Here is a 17,683-nt window from a genome sequence, read left to right on the forward strand (position 1 = left end):
GTCAGGATTCGACGATCCGGATCGACGCGAAGCCTTCCGCGGAGGTCGGCAGCTCGAACAGGCGGTCCACCGATCGGATGCTCGCCTCCGGGACGCGCCCGTCGAGGGGGCGCTGCTGGTTCCGCTCCAGGGCGACGGGCAACAGCGTTCGGATCCAGACGGCGTCCGCGGGCGCGCCGAACCCGCGCGCGATGGCGATGACGGGTGCCCGATGCCGCGCGCTCGTCGGCACGGCATCGACGTAGACCGTCGCGGTGTCCCGCTCCTGCCGGGAGATCCGGGTGGACTTGCCCGCCCCCTGAAGGCCGCAGACGACGACCACCCCTCGGACCGATCCGGTGGCCACAGCCGTGCGCAGGGCCGCGCGCAGGGCCTCTCGGGCCAGCCGCCACGCCTCGGCGCTCCGTTCCGGCGTCCAGACACGGACGCCCTCGATCTCCAGGAAGGCGTCCGGATCGATGACGACGGGGCTCACCCCGGCGGCGCCGCGGTGGCGGCGGCGCTGCTCTGCTGCTCGGCGGGTGCTCCTTCACCGACGGCCTCCGGCCGGCCCCGGTCAGGGGTCGCAGCCTCCGGGTAGCGCTTGCGATACTCGGCCAGGAAGGCCGAGAGGGTTTCGGCCTTCGTGGCGCGGGCCGCGATGGCGCGGAAGCCGGGCGCCCGGGTCGGGTTCGCGCCCGTCAGAAGCGCGAAGGTGCGTGCGTCCGGGCTCGCCGCCATCGCCTCCGAGAACTTCGCCTTCAGCCGTTCCAGCCCGATCGACTCGCCGGCGAGGTCGTAGGCGATCGCGGCGCGCACGGCGTCGGTCCGGGACTGGTCATCGAGAGCCTGGCCCGACTGCCACATCTCGCCGAGCAGCGCCTCGTGCGCCTCCCCGGCCTCGCGCCACCGGCGGGCGCCCCAGTAGATGTCGGCCCGCAGGCGCTCGATGTCGGGACCGCTCTCGCCCTCCAGCGTCTCCAGGGCGAGGTCGGTGCGGGTGAGATCCGACAGGGCCCGGGCCCGGATCAGGCCGCGGGCCCGCTTAAGCTCGCCGGGAAGCTCGGGCAGGTCGGTGGCGTCGAGCGCCTGCAGCGCCCGCATCGGCTTGTCGTCCATGAGCCGCACCGTGGCGAGGCGGGCGGCCACCGCCGCGCGCGCCGGCCCGGTGAGCCGGTTGTCGATCTGATACTGGAGCAGGTCGGCGGCGGAATCGAGCAGGTCCAGACCGACCAGACGGTCGGCGAGCCGGCGCACGACCTCGTCGCCGCGTCGGCCGATCGGGCTCAGCTCACGAAAGTCGAAGAACAGCGCGACGGCCTGGACCCCCGGGAGGCTGTCGCCCTTCTCGGTGAGGTAGAGGCTCTCGAACGCGGCCTGAGCCTCGCGCGACAGCGCCTCCGAAGTCGAGGCGTTCGGCGCGAAGGCATTGGCCCGGCGCACCGCCGTGAAGGCGTCGCGCCAGCGGCCAGCGCTGAGGTAGAGGCGCGCGAGGCCGGCGGTGATGGCATCCTCGACCGGGCCGCCGTGCCAGGTCAGGGCGAGGCGCTCCAGGCGCTCGACGGCGGCATCGAGGGTGAGCTTGCCGGCGGCCCGGGCGAGGAGCGCCCCGCGCAGGCTCGCCTCCACCGAGACCGGGCGCACGGCCGTCTGGTCCAGGCGGGCGTAGGCGTCCAGGGCCGCCTCGGTCTGCCCGGTCGCCTCGGCGACGCGGGCTCGGACCAGGGCGAGCCGGTCCCGGATCCAGGGGGGCAGGTCACGCTCCGCCTCAGCCCGGGCGGCCGCAGTCTCGACGTCGCCCGTCTCGATGGCCGATTCGGCCGCGGCGGCCCGGATGGTCTGCGCGAGATCCGCCGGATAGCTCTTGGCCAGCGGCAGGACCTTGAGGAATCCTGTCTCGGCCGCCTTCCAGTCGCCGAGTCCGGCCGAGGCCATGGCGCGCCAAAGGGCGGCCTCGGCATCGTCGGCGAGGGTCGGGACCGTCAGGACCTTCAAGGCCTCCGCGTGCCGCCCGAGGCGCACGAGTGCCAGACTCCGCAGCAGCGCGATGTCGCGCTGCGCGGCCAGCAGCGGGTCGTCGGCGGCCGCGGCCTCGAGCGCCGCCAACCCCTCCGAATCGAGTCCGTTGGCGAACTCGGCGCGGGCGAGGGCGAGACGCGCCGGGCCGCGCTCGGACGGCGTCGCGGCGGCCGCCGCGGCGGCCAGCCCGCGCAGGGTTTCGCGCACGTTGCCGATACGCGCCCGCTCCCAGGCCTCGGGCGCGACCGCGAGGGTCCCGGTCTCGGCGAGGATGGGATCGGGCCTCCGTAAAGTCGCGGACGCGGCGAGGCCTCCTGCCCGGCCGATCGTGACGACGTCGAGGTCGGGCCGGACCTCAAGGTCGTCGGCGCCGGCCTGCACCGCGAGGCCGTGCCGGCTCGGCAGGATCTCGAAATCCACGAAGCGTCGGCTCTTCGGATTCCCCACGGGTCGCTGCGCCGCCGAGGTGACCACCGCGATGCGCTCGCCGTCGAGGTCGAGCCACGTCGCCGAGCCGGGTCGCGGCAAGGCCAGCGAGACGGCGATCCGGCCCGAGAGGTCGGGCTTGCGCACGGGATCGATGGTGTCGCTTGGGCTGAGGGCCTCGCCCGCCGAGAGCTCCCAGGCCTGCCCATTCCCGGTGGCGACGGCGTTCAGATCGACGAGGCGGCCAAGCGGCACCGGGAAGCGCAGGATCGTGAGCGGGCCCCTCCGCTCGGGCGCGCCCGCCGGGGCCAGACCCTGGCTTGTCGCCGGCACGGCGACCGGCTCGGCGGTCTCAAAGGCCAGCGTGGCGATGCCGCCGCGCTCGAACAGGACGGCGGGCGGCAGGGTGTGAAATGGGAAGACAAGGCCCGAGCCCGCCTTGCGGGTCGGCGCAGCCTCGGGCGGCCGCTCCGGGACGGCTGCTGCCGCGGCGCGCACAGGCGGCACGGGCGGGGGCGCAGGCCGGGGCGCCGCAGCGGCCGGCTCCGCCGAGGGTCCGGGCACCTCGACGACGGTCTTGGCGGTCTCGGGGGCCTTGCGCCGCACCGCGTCGAGGAAGAAGGCCCCGTCCTCACGCTCGGTCCCGATCGTGTACCCGTCCTCGGGGGTGACGAGGAGGCTGGCCGAGGTCGAATCGGCGTCGGTCGCGATTTTGGCGATGCCGGGGCGCGGGCGCCCGCGGGTTTCGCCCGGGTCGATCGTCCAGGACCCGACCACGCGCAGGCGCGTCGCCGTCCCCTCGGCGGTCACCGTGGTGACCGCCTCGTTCGGCAGGCGCAGCGACAGACGCGTCAGCGTCGGAAGCCGCGCGATCTCCAGGGCAAGGGGCTTGCGCACCGGCTCGGGGATGCGCGTCTTGAGCGCTTCCTCGGCGGCGTGGGCCCGTCGGGCGAGTTCCGCCACCACCTCGGGCGGCAGCGGCGGCGGCAGGCCGGACCACCCCTCCGGCAACAGGTCGACGAAGACGCGCTCGCCCGCCGTCTGCAGGTTGATCCGGTAGGGTCTCTGCAGGGCGACCCGCAGGCCGGTCCCGTCCGGATCGCGCCGGACGCTCGACACGTAGACGGGCATCTCCTCGGCGAGGCGCTCGGGGCCGGCCGCGATGCGCTCGCCGTAGCCGAGCAGCAGCATGCCGCCTGCGAGCTTGGCCTTCACCGAGACGGGCTTGTCGAAGGTGAGGACGATCCGGCCGTAGCCGCCCGGGCCGGTCCCCGATTCGCTGCCCTTTGCGCCAGTCAGTTTGGCCGCAAGGGCTGGATCGATCGCCGCCAGATAGGCAACCGGCAGGACCAGCACGGGCAGAGACGCGCGCAGCATCCACGCGCCGAACCCTCGACCGATCCGGGGTCGCCCGCCCACCGCTGCCATCGCCTCGCCGACCCATCCCGGCGCGCGCGGCACCGGCGGGGCCGCGGCGCACGGCGCCACATCTCGGCGGGATCCTGAGGCAGGGCAGCTAACGCTGCCTTAACCGTACCTCGAAAATCGACCGGGTTCCGGCGGAACGAACCTGCCCTCAGCCGCTCAGGGCGACAGCACGGTCCAGCGCCTGCGGGAAGCCCTCCAGCGGTACCGCGATGGTGGCGGGATCGCTGCCGCTGGCCTTCTGACCGGTCACGAACAGCTTCTTGGCGGTCCGCATGCCGTCGAGCGCCAGGGTCGGGAAGCTGATCGGCACGAAGCAGCCGTCGACGCCGCACGACGTGTAGGGCGCGCCCTTGCCGAGGGTCTGCTCGTCGAGCTTGAAGGTAACGCCGGGCTCGATGGAGAGGCCGAAGGGCATCAGCACGAGGCCCTGGGAACGGCCATCGACCGGCGTCTGCAGCTCGACCGCGAACTTGCGCCGCCCGGTCTGCGAATCGCCCTGCGACTGGGCCACGATGCAGGTGATCTTCTCGTTCGGGCGCGTGCAGGTCATAGTCCAGTCGCCGTAGCTCTCGCTGACGGTGCTCGCGCCGGTCGGCCACGCGGCGTGCGCTGGTCCGTGGGCGGCGGGCGTCGCGGCCTCGGCGGGCTTGGCCACGGGCTTCGGCGCAGCCGGCTTGGGCTTCGGCTTGGTACGGGCCTTCGGAGCCGCCTCGGCCGCGGGCGCCTCCCCGGGTTCGGCGTCCTGCGCGCGGGGCGTCAAGGGAACGGCGAGCAGCGCGGCGATCAGGCTGATGCGCGCGAGCGCTGGGAACGACGGCATGGAATCACGAACCCCCGGGCCATGGAGCGGCAGAGCCGCCTACTGCCCAACGGGGGGTGACGCAATCTCCCGAGCGTGACCAATGGCGTGACCGATCCGCGGACCGGCACGCCACGACCGCCGCATCAGAGCGGGTTCGGGCCGCCGACGGCGCGAGCCAGGGCGCACCGGCGCGCGAACGCGCCTTCCGCTCCGTTGCGGGCAGCGCGGGCAATCGTGAACAGGAGCGTGATGAAACCGGGGTCGCGGTCGGCGCTTTCGTTGGCCGGGCCGGGAATCCGGGAGGTGATGAGCGCGAGCATGGCGGACTCCGAGTTGCGAGGTCTCGGGCGCTTCGACTGTCCCTGTCGCATCCGGCCGACTTCGCGGCCTTGCTGCATCGCAATATGAGCCCTGCCATAAGCGCCTTCCATCGGGCCGGGCGCGCACGACACATGCATCTGACGCATGCAGCGGCGGCGATCCGTCAACCCTGCGTTAACGATCAGACTGCTTGCCCCCACGCCACGGCGCGAGGCTCGTCAGTCGCATCCTGCGCCGGATCCCACATGCGGCTTCGCTGACGCGCACGCGACCTACCGAACAGCCTCGTCTCAGCTAGCCCTTCAACCGACCCTCGGAACATGCTGGACGGCGAGCCGTGAGCCAGCACAGAACTCAGTCTTTGGGCGGGTCCACGCGTGAGCCACCCGCATGCGCAGCCCCACGCGCTCTCGCAGTGCGGTTGACCTTGGGCGGTCCAGCCGCCATTGAGCGCGCTTTCGGCGACTTGAACTTCGAACCGCATCGGCACCGCCACGCGGGCCTGTCGCCGCACTGTCACACGCGCGCCATACCCCGCCCGCGAGCCAGACCTGCGGACCCGCGACGCGTCCGCCAACGAGGATCTCCCCGCATGACCGACCAGCCGACCCATCACCCGGTCCACGGCCGCATCACCGGCCCCATCGTGATGATCGGCTTCGGCTCGATCGGCCGCGGCACCCTGCCCCTGATCGAACGCCACTTCGAATACGACAAGGCCCGCTTCACCGTGATCGACCCGGTCGACACCCACCGGTCGCTCGCGGAGAAGCACGGGCTGCGCTTCGAGACGGTCGCGCTGACCCAGGAGAACTACCGCGACGTGCTCACCCCGCTCCTCACCGAGGGCGGGGGCCAGGGCTTCTGCGTGAACCTGTCGGTCGATACCTCGTCGCGCGCCATCATGGAGCTCTGCCGCGAGCTCGGCGCCCTCTACATCGACACCGTGGCCGAGCCCTGGCCGGGCTTCTACTTCGACAAGACCAAGAGCCAGGGCGACCGCACCAACTACGCGCTCCGTCAGGATATCCTCGACGCCCGCGCCCAGAAGCCGGGCGGCACCACCGCGGTCTCCTGCTGCGGCGCCAATCCCGGCATGGTCTCGTGGTTCGTCAAGCAGGCGCTCCTGAACATCGCGCAGGATACCGGCCTGCAGCGGCCCGAGCCCAAGACCAGGGCCGAGTGGGCCGGCCTGATGAAGGACCTGGGCGTCAAGGGCGTCCACATCGCCGAGCGGGACACCCAGCGCGCCAAGACCCCGAAGCCGCGCGGCGTCTTCGTCAACACCTGGTCGGTGGAGGGCTTCGTCTCCGAGGGCAACCAGCCGGCCGAGCTCGGCTGGGGCACGCACGAGACGTGGAAGCCCGCCAACGCCCGCGAGCAGGAGAAGGGCTCGCGCTGCGCGATCTACCTGCTGCAGCCGGGCGCCGACACACGCGTGCGCACCTGGGTGCCGACCGCCGGCGCGCAGTTCGGCTTCTTGGTGACCCACAACGAGGCCGTCTCGATCGCCGACTACTACACGGTGCGCGAGGGCGATCGGCCGGTCTTCCGGCCGACCTGCCACTACGCCTACCACCCGGCCGACGACGCCGTGCTCTCTCTCCACGAGATGTTCGGCAACGCCGCCAAGGTGCAGGAGCAGCACCACATTCTCGACGAGACCGAGATCGTCGACGGCATCGACGAGCTGGGCGTGCTGGTCTACGGCCACAAGAAGAACGCCTACTGGTACGGCTCGCAGCTCTCCATCGAGGAGACCCGCCGGATCGCGCCCTATCAGAACGCCACCGGCCTGCAGGTCACCTCGGCGGTGCTCGCCGGCATGGTCTGGGCGCTGGAGAATCCGGAGGCCGGCATCGTCGAGGCCGACGAGATGGATTTCCGCCGCTGCCTGGAGGTCCAGACCCCGTATCTCGGCCCGGTCGTCGGCGTGTACACCGACTGGACGCCCCTCACCGACCGGCCGGGCCTCTTCCCGGAGGACATCGACACCAGCGACCCCTGGCAGTTCCGCAACGTGCTGGTGCACGGCTGAGGCCTCGGCTCCGCGCCCGCGTGAGGCGGGCGCGGTTTTCCGCACCGGCTACTCGGCCTGGCGCCGTGTCACCAGGGTGCGGCCTGGCTCGACCTCCGCCTTGTCCTGGTAGAGCGGCACGATCGCGCGCAGCCAGCCGCGGACCTCGCGCCCGCGGTAGTTCCGCTCGATCACGTCGTGGGTCAGGTAGGCCTGCAGGTTCACGGGCCCGAAATTGTATCCCACCAAGCCGCCCACGGCGATCTGCCCCTGCGGGCGGTAGCTGCCCACGCCGGTGGGCAGGTCGGTCGAGCCGAAGGCCACCGCGCCGACCTGCCACTGGCCGAACTTCTTCGTCATGGTCAGGTCGAGGTTCAGGTAGTCCGGGTAGAGGGTGCCGGACGGTGAACGGGTGTCGAGGAAGACGCCGTAGAGCAGGTTCGACGTGAGGTTCCAGCCGTCGCCCGTGTAGCTCAGCGCGAAGCGATGGCTAAGCGAGGCCGACTGGGTCAGGAAGCGCGTCTGGATCGGCAGGTAGCCGCCGAAGAGATAGCTCACGCCGACATCGCCGCCGAGGTCCCAGGCAAGCTGGGCCGCGAGGAGCTGCTGCCCGATCCCGCTCTGATAGGGCGCGCCCTGGCTGCTCGCCGCCGCGACCGGCTGGGTGAAGAAGAACTGCAGGCGCGCGCCCGCGACGGTCCAGGGGGTGGCCCAGGCGAAGGTCGGCAGGTTGACGTTCGTCGAGGAGTCGCGGGGCTGCGTGCTGCGCGTCCCGAAGCTCGACAGGTTCACGAAGTACAGCCCGACCGGCAGCTGATCGCCCACCGGCAGACCGACCGTCTGGCCCGGCTGCGCCGCGGATGCGGCGAGGGTGGGCGTTGCGGCCGACATGACGGTGGACGTGATGGTGGCGGCAAGAAACGTCCCCGCAATCCTGCGTGACGTCAGGGTGAAACCAGCCATGGAGATCCCGGATCAGGGCCCCGGGAGCCGGGGCCGATCAGGATTGGACGGGCGTTCACTCCGGCTGCATCCCGGCTGTACGGCCAAGTCGTGCGCAACGGCACGGGCTCGACAGGACGAACTCTTGCGGCGGGACTAAATCAGCGACCCGCGACTTCCACGACGAAACCGCTCCGGTAGGTCGCGCCTTCAACCGGGTTCGACACCCATCGACAGCGCCCGACCGCCATGTCGTGGCCCGCGTGGAAATGACCGGAGATCCACAGCGCCGGCCGCTCCGGGTCGGCGAGATCGTCGAGGGCCGTGGAGGCGTAGAAGGCCGGCACCCACCAGGGCACGCCGGGCGCGTCCCGGAACCGGTCCGCCGCCAGCGGGCTCGCCGGATGGTGCGTCACCACCACGGTCGGGCCGTCATGAGGACGGCGAAGCGCGGCGTGCAGGCCCGCACGCTCGGCCCGGTGCTCGGCCATCGCGTCCGCGGGCTGCCAGGGGCGGCCGTCGCCCTTGCGGATCGACCCGAGATATTCCCGCGATCCGGTCACCGGATCGGTCATGCGCGCGGCCGCGTAGGCGACAGGGTCGTCGGGCCGGTCAGGCGTGTCCGGGGCGAGCCAGCGCCCGGCGAGGCTCCAGTCGCTCCACAGGGTGGTGCCGACGAAGCGCACGCCGTCGATGACGCAGGCCTGCGCCTTCTGGAGCAGGTGGATGCGGGCCCCCGCCCCGTTCAACCGCGCGACTTCCCGCTCCAGGGCGGCGAGCAGCTCCGGCGCGGTCCGGGGATCCCCGGTCGGGGCGTAGCGCTCGTGATTGCCGGGCACCAGCACGACGGGCTGCCCCTGCGCGAGGTGCAGCAGGGCCGCGAGGCCCCGCTCGGGATGTCCCTCGTACAGATCGCCCGGGCAGGCGAGCACGTCGAAGGGCTCCAGGGGCGATGCGATCAGGTCGAGCCGTCGCCGCTCCAGGTGCAGGTCCGAGATGGGGAAGATGCGCATGGCTGTGCTTACCGGGCGGCGCGCCGCTCGGCCGCGGCGGCCCGGAGGATGTCGACGGCGGAATCGGCGTTGAGGATCGCGATCCCGGCCGCCACGACGAGGTCCGGCCACGGGGACGGGTAAAGGGCCGTCACCAACCCGGCCGCGATGATCGCGATGTTGGCGAAGGCGTCGTTGCGGGCCGAGAGGTAGGCCGCCCGGGTCAGGCTTCCGGAGCCGTGCCGGTGCCGGGCGAGCATCAGCGCGCAGGTCAGGTTCACGGCGAGCGCCCCGATTCCCGCGAGCGTCAGCGGCAGCGCGGCCGGCGCCGCGAAGTCCGAGACCTTCTCGTAGGCCGCGTAGGCCCCCGCCAGGGCCGGCAGGAGCAGGATGCCCGCCATGGCTGTGCCGAGCCGGGCGCGGCTGCGCGCGCTCCACCCGAGGCCCGCGAAGATCAGCAGGTTGATCGCCGCGTCCTCCAGGAAATCGAGGCTGTCGGCGATGAGTGCCACCGAGCCGATGGCGAGCGCCACCGCGATCTCGATGCAAAAATAGCCGAGGTTCAGCGCCGCCACGCGGGCGACGACGGGGCGGAGGGCGGGCGGCGCGGGCCGGGCGGCGTCATCGGGGGTCACGGGGCGCCTCATCGCCGAGCGCGGGCCGCCTGTCGAGGGCTGTTGAGAAAACCCTGTCCGCGCCTCAAGAAAGTTCGAGGCCCTTACGCCTTCGTCCGGGTGGATTCGGCGCCGCGATCGTGCGAGGCGGTTGCCGGAGCCGGCCGCGCGAGACGGGAGACCGGCCGCAACCGGAGGTCTGCCGAGCCATGCTGCCCGAACTGCGCGTGCTCTACTTCGAGGATCTCGAGGTCGGATTGTCGGAAACCCTGTCGAAGACGATCGCCTCCTCGGACGTGGTCGGCTTCGCCGAGATCACCGGCGACCGCAACCCGATCCACCTGTCCGAACACTTCGCGGCCCGCACGCCCTTCGGCACCCGCATCGCGCACGGCCTCTACACGGCCGGGCTGATCTCGGCGGTGCTCGGCACCCGACTGCCGGGACCGGGCGCCGTCTACATCTCGCAGACCCTCAACTTCCGCGCGCCCGTTCGGATCGGCGACGTGGTCGAGGTGACCGTCACGGTGGCCGAGCTGATGCCCGAGCGGCGCCGGGCGCGCCTCGCCTGCCAGTGCTCCGTGGCCGGCGAGACCGTCCTCGACGGCGAGGCGCTGGTGAAGGTGCCGACCAAGGCCGAGGCCGACCCGCTCGCGAGCCGCACCGAGCGACAGCAGGGCTGAGGTGCCCGCGGAGCCGGAGACGCTCACCGACCCGGACGATCCCCGCATCGCCCCCTACGCGCGGATGCGCGAGCGCGACCTCGTCGGCCGCGCCGGCCGCTTCGTCGCCGAGGGCGAGGTGACCCTGCGGCTGCTGCTCGGGTGCCGCAGCCGCTTCCGGGCCGAGTCGATCCTGCTCGCGCGGGAACGCTGGCCGGGGCTGGCGGATGCCGTCGCCGCCTGTCCGGAGCCGCCGCCCGTGTATCTTGCGGCTAAGGCCGTGATGAGTGCCGTGACGGGCTTCCCGATCCACCGCGGCGTGCTGGCGATCGGTCTGCGCGGCGCGGAGCCGGACGCCGCCGCGATCGTGCCGCCGCCGCCCGCGCCGGCCCTGGTGCTGGGGCTCGCCGGCCTGACCAACCACGACAATGTCGGCGCCGCCTTCCGCAACGCCGCCGCCTTCGGGGCCGACGCGGTGCTGCTCGATGCGGGAAGCTGTGATCCGCTCTATCGCAAGAGCATCCGGGTGTCGGCCGGGGCCGCGCTGATCCAGCCCTTCGCCCGGCTGCAAGCGGGTCAGGACTGGCTTGAGGTGGCGCGAAGGCTCTCCCTCACGCCGCTGGCCCTCAGTCCCGGAGCTGACGAAACCCTGGACGCCGCCGCGGCGCCCGAGCGGGCCCTCCTGCTGCTCGGCACCGAGGGTCCCGGGCTCGACCCGGAGACGCTCGCCCGGGCGCGGCCGGTGCGCATCCCGATGGCGGCAGGCTTCGACTCGCTCAACGTCGCCACCGCGGCGGGGATCGCCCTGCACAGCATAGCCCGAAGCCAGGGACGCCTCGGTGACGGGCTGTGAGGCCTCGACCGGTGGCACCGAGCGCGGGACCGGGTGAGCCGCCAATCTGGAAAGCCGGGACGGGCAGAGGGCCAAGGTCCGTTGTGCCGGTACAGGCGCATCCGCGACGTGGTCGCGGCGTTGCGTCCGCAGGGCGGCGTGCCATCGAACGTCTCCGTAACCACCACGGGCTGCCGAAACCGTACGATTCTTGACAACTTGGCAACCCAGTCCGTTTTCGTCCGTCAGTCTGCGCGCGACAAACGGCTGCAATTGCCGTGCGGAGATGCGAGGCTAGCTTGGCCGCAAGGTGGCGGGGGATTCTGCGAGGAGGCAGTCGCGTTGCTTCAGTCTGGTGATGGGTTGCGGGCGCTGACCGGACGCCGGGTGGCCGTAGTCGGGGCCGGGCCGGGCGGACTCGCATCCGCCCTGATCCTGGCGCGCGCCGGTATCCACGTCACGCTGTTCGAGAAGGACGCGCAGGTCGGCGGCCGGACCAAGACTGTGGAGGCCCCCGGGGGCTACCGCTTCGATATCGGGCCGACCTTCTTCCTCTATCCACAGATTCTCGCGGACATCTTCGCGGGCTGCGGCGAGCGGCTCGAGGATCACGTCAAGCTGGAGCGTCTCGATCCGCAATATCACCTCGTTTTCGAGGGGCCCGACGGGATTTCGGGAACGATCCGCGCTACGGGCGATGTCGAGCGCCTGGAACGCGAGATCGCCGGCGTTGCGCCGGACGATGCCCGGAACGTCAAAGCGTTCTTCGCCGAGAACCGCACCAAGCTGCAATACTTCAAGCCGGTGCTGGAGCAGGCCTTTCACACGCTGCGCAGCATGGCGAGCCCGGCGATGCTGGCCGCCCTGCCCTACCTCCATCCCGGACGGAGCGTCGACCGCGACCTGAAACGCCACTTCGCCGACCCGCGGGTGCGCCTCGCCTTCTCATTCCAGACCAAGTACCTCGGCATGTCACCGTTCCGGTGCCCGAGCCTGTTCACGATCCTGTCGTTCCTCGAATACGAGCATGGGGTCTACCACCCGGTGGGCGGCTGCGGCGCAGTCTCGGACGCGATGGCGGGCTTGGCCACCCGCATGGGCGTCGACCTCCGGCTCAACAGCAACGTCGAGCGCGTGCTGTTCGAGGGCAAGCGCGCCAGTGGCGTGGTGGCCGACGGCGAGGTCTTCAACGCCGACGCCGTGCTGATCAACGGCGACTTCGCCAAGGTGGTGCGCGCCCTGGTGCCCGAGCGGCACCGCCCGCGCTGGCGCGACTCCAAGATCAAGAAGGCCCGCCTCTCCTGCTCGACCTTCATGCTCTACCTCGGACTCGAGGGGAAAATGCCCGACAGCCTCGGGCATCACACGATCCTCCTGGCCGAGGGCTACGAGAAAAACATCCGCGAGATCACCGAGGGCACGCTGCCGATGCAGCCCTCCCTCTACGTGCAGCACGCCGGCTACACGGATGGCGGCATGGCGCCTCCGGGCCACACGGCCCTCTACGTGCTGGTGCCGGTGCCGAACCTGAAGGCCGGGATCGACTGGCGTTCCGTGCGCACGACCTACCGGGCTCTGATCCTGGAGCGGCTGAAGCTCCTCGGACTCGGCGATATCGAGTCCCGGATTCGCTACGAGCGGATCATCGACCCGACCCAGTGGGAGGAGGATTTCGCCGTCCACGAAGGTGCCACCTTCAACCTCGCCCACGACCTGATGCAGATGCTGTACTTCCGGCCGCACAACCGGTTCGGGCCCGGACTCTACATCGTCGGCGGCGGTACCCATCCGGGCTCCGGCCTGCCGGTGATCTACGAGGGTGCGCGAATCTCCGCCCGGCTGCTGATCGAGGAACTGGCCGGCGCCCGCGCCGCCGCGCAGGCCGGCATCCCCGAAACCGCGCCGCTGGCCACCTCCGGCGAGGCCTCGTGAGCAGGCCGCCCAGCCGGATCGCCCTGGCGGCGGGGCTCTGCGCCCTCGCGGCGGGGCTCAGCGGCCCCGTCGAGCCGGCGGCAGCCGCGACCGTTCAGGTCGAGGTCGACGGGATCGAACCCGGCGGCGGTCAGGTTCGCGTCGCGCTCTGTCAGGGTGGGCTCTCGGAAAGCGCCTGTCTGCGCGGTGACGACGCCAGCGCCACCGCGGACCGCGCGCTGTTCACATTTCAGGGCGTGAGCCCGGGAACCTACGCGGTGGCGGCCTACCAGGACGCCAACGGCAACGGCCGCCTCGACCGCACCGGTCTCGGCCTGCCGCTGGAGCCCTACGCCTTCTCGGGGGCCGCCGGGCGCCGGGCGCGACCAGACTTCTCCGAAGCCGCCTTCGTGCTCCGGGAGCCGGGGGGCTCCGTGCGGGTGCGCCTCGCCCGCGCCCTCCCGCGGCGCTGAGGGCATGAGCGCTCCCCTCGTCCGGATCGCGGGCGTCGGCCTCGACATCCGCGGCCGGCGTGTGCTGGAGCGCGTCGATCTCGCCCTCGCCGCCGGCGAGACGCTGGCCCTGTTGGGGCCGAACGGGGCCGGCAAGTCGTCGCTGATGCGTTTGGTGGCGGGCCGCCTCGCCCCGAGCGCCGGGACGGTGCGCGTCGCGGATTCCGATCCGTACCGGGACGGCCATGCACGGCGGGCCATCGGCTGGGTACCGCAGGAGATCGCCCTCTACCCGCGGCTGACCGTCTCGGAGAACCTCGGCGTCTTCGGTCAGCTGGCGGGCGTGCCCCGGCGCGACCGGAAGGCGGCGGTCGAGGCCGCCCTCGCCATGGCCGACATCGCCGACGTGGCGCGCCGCCCCGTGGGCGTCCTGTCGGGGGGCTACCGGCGCCGGGTCAACATCGCGGCGAGCCTGATGAACCGGCCCCGCCTCGTCCTCCTCGACGAACCGACCAGCGGCGTCGATCTCGCGGCCCGGGCCGCAATCCACGCGGTTCTGGACCGGCTCAAGGCGGCGGGTACGGCGATCCTCCTTGCCACCCACGATTTCGGCGAAGCGGAGCGGCTCGCGTCCCGTGTTGCCTTCCTTGCGCACGGCCGGGTCGTGCGCGAGGGGCGACTCTCCGATCTCCTGGCGCAGCTGCGCGCGGGCGCGCCGGAGCGCGAGCTGAGCCTCGCCGTGCCGGCGGACGCCGCCGCCGAGGCCGTGCTGCGCCGCGCCGGTTTCGCGCCGGCCGATGCGGACAGCCTCTCGTGGCGCTCGGTTGAACGCTCCGGCCTCGACGGCGCCGCCCTGCTCGGCGCCCTGCGGGCGCAGGGGGTGCCGGTCGCCGAGGTGCGGGTGCGGGCGCCGCGCCTGGAGGCGCTCTACCTCGACGCGCTCCGGCCTCGGGAGGTCGCGGATCGCGACGCGTCCGCCCCGCGCCGCCTGGGAGCGGCGCGGTGATCGGCGCCGCGTTCAGGGTCATGGCGCTGAGCCTCGTGCGCGACCGCGCCGCGCTGGTGATGGCCTTCGTCCTACCCACGGTGATCTTCTCGATCTTCGCGGCGATCTTCTCGGGGGCAACGGGCGACCGGATCCGCATCCATCTCGGGCTCGCCGATCTCGCCCGGACGGCGGCTACGGAACGCCTCGCCGACGCGCTGGCGGCGGACCCGTCGCTGAGGGTCTCGCGGCTGCCGGCGGCGAACCTCGCCGACGTGGCGCACGCCGTCCGCTCCGGCGAGGTCGACGTAGCGCTCGTCCTGCGGGGCGACCTGATCGCCGCCCCGGCGGGTGGCGCCACCGGCACCGCAGATCAACCGGTCGTCCTCGTGGAGAACCCCGCCAAGGCGCTGGCGACGCCGATCGCCCTGGGTCAGCTCCAGCGGGTGCTGAACGAGGCGCTGCCCGACGTGGTCCTGTCGCGGATCGTCGCCGATGTGGAGCGGACGGGCAAGATCGGCGCGGACGAGCGCCGCTTCCTTGACGAGGCCTTCGCGGAGCAGCGGGCGAAGAAGGAGCCGTTCAGCTTCGCCGATATGGTGGAGCGGCGCAGCACGGCCGCCGGGACCGGAAACGCCCGGGTAAGCTACTACGCGGGGGCGATCACGGCGGTGTTCCTGCTGTTCGCCGCCATGCAGGGGGCAATGTCCCTGGTCGAGGAGCGCGAATCCGGCTTGGCCGAGCGACTGATGGCCGGGCCCGGCGGTTTGCCGGTGGTGGTCCTAGGCAAATTCGGCTTCCTGACCTTGCAGGGCCTCGTGCAGGCCGGCCTGATCTTCCTGGCGGCCGCCCTGCTCTATGGGGTCGAGATCGGGCCGCACTGGCCCACGTTCCTGGCCACCTGCCTTCTGGTCTCCGCGATGGCAGCCGGTCTGGCACTCGCCGCCTGCGCGCTCGCGGGCTCGCGCCAACAGGCCCACCTGGTCTCGACCTTCGGCGTGCTGCTGCTCTCGGCGGTGGGCGGCTCCATGGTCCCCCGTTTCCTGATGCCGCCCTGGCTCCAGCAGGCCGGCTGGCTCACGCCCAACGCCTGGGCGATCGAGGCCTATCAGACCGCGCTGGGCGAAGGCTTCGCCGCCGCGGCGCCGGCCCTGGCGGTTCTGGGCGCCCTGATGCTCGCGGGCTTGGGCCTCGCGGTGGCGCTGGCCGCGCGGCGGACCATCTGACGGCCGTGAGGCGGGCCTACTCGACGTAGACGCCCGCCCCGATCAGGGCCTCCATCCCGGCGACCCGCGTGGCGCAGACATAGCTCCATTTCACCGTAGGGGCGGAGTGTCCGGGCTTCGGGAACATGTAATCGACCCAGCCGGAGCCGAACCGGTGGACGGTGTCGATGAAGGCCCGGAGAAATAGCTTGCCGTCGGCATCGCGCTCGTCGAGCAGGTCCCGACCCTCGCGATTGGGTTGGGCGGCGTTGAACAGAACGATCCCTCGCATGTCGACGACGAACAGGTAGACGTCGCCGTACCGCCACGGGCTCCCCTTCCGCCTGAAGTCCGCGAACGCATCGGTGCCGCGTTCCTCCACGAACTCGGCCGCCCTGTTGACGAGCGATTCGATCTCCAGCGCCTGATGTAGGATCGGCGGCGATCGCCTCCCCATGGCGGGCAGCGTGGCGGCGAGCAACACGAGGAGGGGCCAGATCAGGAAGGCTCTCTTCATGCCCTCGCCTCACCGAAACAGCGGACCGATTCCCCCGACGCACCAAGGGCCTACGCCCCGATTGCAAACCTCCGGCCGATGACGTTGACGGCCGATGCGGCCTCGGCGGTGCCTGCGGCATCGGGTGCCACCCGGCTGTGCTGACGCGGGCATGAACCCCTCGCCGGGACCTGTCAGGCCCGGATCTCCAGCGGCGGACCGCCGATCGAGAGGTGATGCCGCACGGCGGACAACCAAGTCCGCCGGGGCGGAACGCCCAGGCTCAGGGTATCGGGCAGGGCCTCGAAGACCAAGCGGTTGCGGTGCAGCTCGATGGTCCGCTGGAGATGCCGCATTGCCGCAAGCCCCTGCATCGCCATCAGGCGGTGCCCCTCGCAGGCACGGGCCAGTTCCAGACGACGCACCGCGTCCTCGGCGCGGGCGATCAGCCCGCGCGCCTCCGTGCCGTAAAGCTCCATCTCAGCGAGATCCGGCATCGCAACCTCCGCGACGATCGCAACCCGAGATTTCCGGTAATCCCTGAATACGACCGCCGCGAGTTGCGGCACATCCTCTATTTGGGGGTCGTCATGGCCTGGGGACCGTCGCGGCGGGACGCGTTCTGTCGCGCGGCGACGTCGAGGGGTGCGGGCCTCGGGCCGCGACGATCCGCGCCGGCCCTGCGACCAGCTGCGCGCGGACACCGGCGGCGCGATCGGGCACGGTCCGGCTCCGCTTGTCTCGAGATCACGCCATGCTCCGCCTGCTCATCGCCGACGGCAACGATCGCGCGGCCCGCGACCGGCACGTCGCCGCGACCGGCCGCACGTCGGCTGAGTCCTACGCGGCGGTCGTCCAGGCCCTCGCGCCGGACGCGACCTGCCGCCTCATCAGCCCGGCCGATGCCGACGCCGCTCTGCCGGCCGGCCTGCCGGATTTCGACGGGCTGATCTTCACCGGTTCGACTCTCAAGGTCGCCGACGGCACGCCAGCGGTGACCCGGCAGCTCGACTTGATGCGGTCGGCCCTGGAGGCAGGCCTGCCGGTGTTCGGCTCATGCTGGGGCGTACAGGTCGCCGCCACGGTGACCGGCGGCCGGGCCGCCGCGAACCCGCGGGGCCCGGAATACGGCTTCGCCCGGGCGATCAGCGCCACTGAGGAGGGCCGGACCCATGCCCTCCTGGCGGGGCGTCCGGCGTCGTGGGACGCCCCGGCGATCCACTCCGATGCCGTGCTGGCGCCGCCCCCGGGGGCCCGGGTGCTGGCCGGCAACCGGATCCTGGGCATCCAGGCGCTCGAGATCCGGTACGGGGCCGGCTGGTTCTGGGGGACGCAGTACCATCCGGAACTCGACCTCGACGAACTCGCCGCGATGCTGCGCCTCTGCGACACGGCCATCGTCGAGGCGGGCCTCGCCGAGGATGCCGCAGCGGTGGCGGCCTATGCCAACGAGATCGCCGCGCTCCAGGACGACAAAACCGACGCCGCCCACCGGCTGGCCTGGCGCCACGGTGTCGGCCCGGAGGTGCTGGAGGCCGGCCTTCGCCGCCGCGAGATCGGCAATTTTCTGGCGCGGCTGTCCACAGGCGAGGCCTGACAA

The 17,683-nt window shown here is 72.0% G+C and carries 17 protein-coding genes; 8 read left to right on the forward strand and 9 right to left on the reverse strand.

The annotated features are described in order from the left end of the window. Position 1 precedes the first annotated feature (1 nt). The 4 genes from ACLBX9_RS10475 to ACLBX9_RS10490 form a co-directional block, all read right to left on the reverse strand. On the reverse strand, positions 2-475 hold the full coding sequence (locus tag ACLBX9_RS10475; RefSeq protein WP_447718897.1) for an AAA family ATPase: 474 nt from the start codon (positions 473-475) through the stop codon (positions 2-4). Continuing rightward, entirely contained in the window at positions 472-3,852 is a 3,381-nt protein-coding gene (locus tag ACLBX9_RS10480) for a hypothetical protein (protein ID WP_447718898.1), read from the reverse strand. The genes ACLBX9_RS10475 and ACLBX9_RS10480 overlap by 4 nt, the downstream gene beginning before the upstream one ends. Positions 3,853-4,000: 148 nt before the next feature. Then, on the reverse strand, positions 4,001-4,672 hold the full coding sequence (locus ACLBX9_RS10485; protein WP_447718899.1) for an invasion associated locus B family protein: 672 nt from the start codon (positions 4,670-4,672) through the stop codon (positions 4,001-4,003). 125 nt (positions 4,673-4,797) lie between these two features. Continuing rightward, a complete protein-coding gene (locus tag ACLBX9_RS10490; protein ID WP_447718900.1) occupies positions 4,798-4,974 on the reverse strand; it encodes a hypothetical protein in 177 nt (58 codons plus the stop codon). Positions 4,975-5,567: 593 nt separating this feature from the next. On the opposite strand from ACLBX9_RS10490, the gene ACLBX9_RS10495 reads away from it, so the two are divergent. Continuing rightward, a complete protein-coding gene (locus tag ACLBX9_RS10495; protein WP_010683711.1) occupies positions 5,568-7,013 on the forward strand; it encodes a homospermidine synthase in 1,446 nt (481 codons plus the stop codon). Positions 7,014-7,061: 48 nt separating this feature from the next. On the opposite strand, the gene ACLBX9_RS10500 is transcribed toward ACLBX9_RS10495, so the two are convergent. The 3 genes from ACLBX9_RS10500 to ACLBX9_RS10510 form a co-directional block, all read right to left on the reverse strand. Beyond that, on the reverse strand, positions 7,062-7,955 hold the full coding sequence (locus ACLBX9_RS10500; protein WP_447718901.1) for a transporter: 894 nt from the start codon (positions 7,953-7,955) through the stop codon (positions 7,062-7,064). 140 nt (positions 7,956-8,095) lie between these two features. Next, positions 8,096-8,947: a metallophosphoesterase gene (locus ACLBX9_RS10505; protein WP_447718902.1), complete on the reverse strand. Its 852-nt coding sequence runs from the start codon at positions 8,945-8,947 to the stop codon at positions 8,096-8,098. An 8-nt stretch (positions 8,948-8,955) separates the two neighbouring features. After that, entirely contained in the window at positions 8,956-9,573 is a 618-nt protein-coding gene (locus ACLBX9_RS10510; protein WP_051072171.1) for a cation transporter, read from the reverse strand. A 176-nt stretch (positions 9,574-9,749) separates the two neighbouring features. Here ACLBX9_RS10510 and croR point away from each other — a divergent pair, with 176 nt between their 5' ends. From croR to ACLBX9_RS10540, 6 genes are all read left to right on the forward strand, one after another. Then, a complete protein-coding gene (gene croR / locus ACLBX9_RS10515) occupies positions 9,750-10,223 on the forward strand; it encodes a 3-hydroxybutyryl-CoA dehydratase (protein WP_010683707.1) in 474 nt (157 codons plus the stop codon). Position 10,224: 1 nt separating this feature from the next. Then, positions 10,225-11,055, forward strand: a complete 831-nt coding sequence (locus ACLBX9_RS10520) for a TrmH family RNA methyltransferase (protein ID WP_447718903.1) — start codon at positions 10,225-10,227, stop codon at positions 11,053-11,055. 321 nt (positions 11,056-11,376) lie between these two features. Then, positions 11,377-12,966 carry a phytoene desaturase family protein gene (locus tag ACLBX9_RS10525; RefSeq protein WP_447718904.1) on the forward strand — a complete coding sequence of 530 codons (1,590 nt, stop codon included), beginning with the start codon at positions 11,377-11,379 and terminating at the stop codon, positions 12,964-12,966. Positions 12,967-12,983: 17 nt separating this feature from the next. Continuing rightward, positions 12,984-13,418, forward strand: coding sequence for a DUF2141 domain-containing protein (locus ACLBX9_RS10530; RefSeq protein WP_447718956.1), 435 nt, complete (start codon positions 12,984-12,986; stop codon positions 13,416-13,418). Positions 13,419-13,422: 4 nt separating this feature from the next. Further along, positions 13,423-14,403 carry an ABC transporter ATP-binding protein gene (locus ACLBX9_RS10535; protein WP_010683703.1) on the forward strand — a complete coding sequence of 327 codons (981 nt, stop codon included), beginning with the start codon at positions 13,423-13,425 and terminating at the stop codon, positions 14,401-14,403. Then, a complete protein-coding gene (locus ACLBX9_RS10540; RefSeq protein WP_447718905.1) occupies positions 14,400-15,608 on the forward strand; it encodes an ABC transporter permease in 1,209 nt (402 codons plus the stop codon). Before ACLBX9_RS10535 ends, ACLBX9_RS10540 begins: the two co-directional genes overlap by 4 nt. Before the next feature lie 16 nt (positions 15,609-15,624). On the opposite strand, the gene ACLBX9_RS10545 is transcribed toward ACLBX9_RS10540, so the two are convergent. Together ACLBX9_RS10545 and ACLBX9_RS10550 are read right to left on the reverse strand one after the other, a co-directional pair. After that, positions 15,625-16,104 carry a cache domain-containing protein gene (locus ACLBX9_RS10545; RefSeq protein ID WP_447718906.1) on the reverse strand — a complete coding sequence of 160 codons (480 nt, stop codon included), beginning with the start codon at positions 16,102-16,104 and terminating at the stop codon, positions 15,625-15,627. Between the two features lie 173 nt (positions 16,105-16,277). Continuing rightward, entirely contained in the window at positions 16,278-16,580 is a 303-nt protein-coding gene (locus ACLBX9_RS10550) for a hypothetical protein (RefSeq protein WP_447718907.1), read from the reverse strand. A gap of 257 nt (positions 16,581-16,837) precedes the next feature. Between ACLBX9_RS10550 and ACLBX9_RS10555 the strand changes: the two genes are divergently transcribed. After that, positions 16,838-17,680: a type 1 glutamine amidotransferase gene (locus ACLBX9_RS10555; RefSeq protein ID WP_447718908.1), complete on the forward strand. Its 843-nt coding sequence runs from the start codon at positions 16,838-16,840 to the stop codon at positions 17,678-17,680. The last annotated feature ends 3 nt before the right edge of the window (positions 17,681-17,683 follow it).

The organism is Methylobacterium sp. A49B, assembly GCF_053346215.1.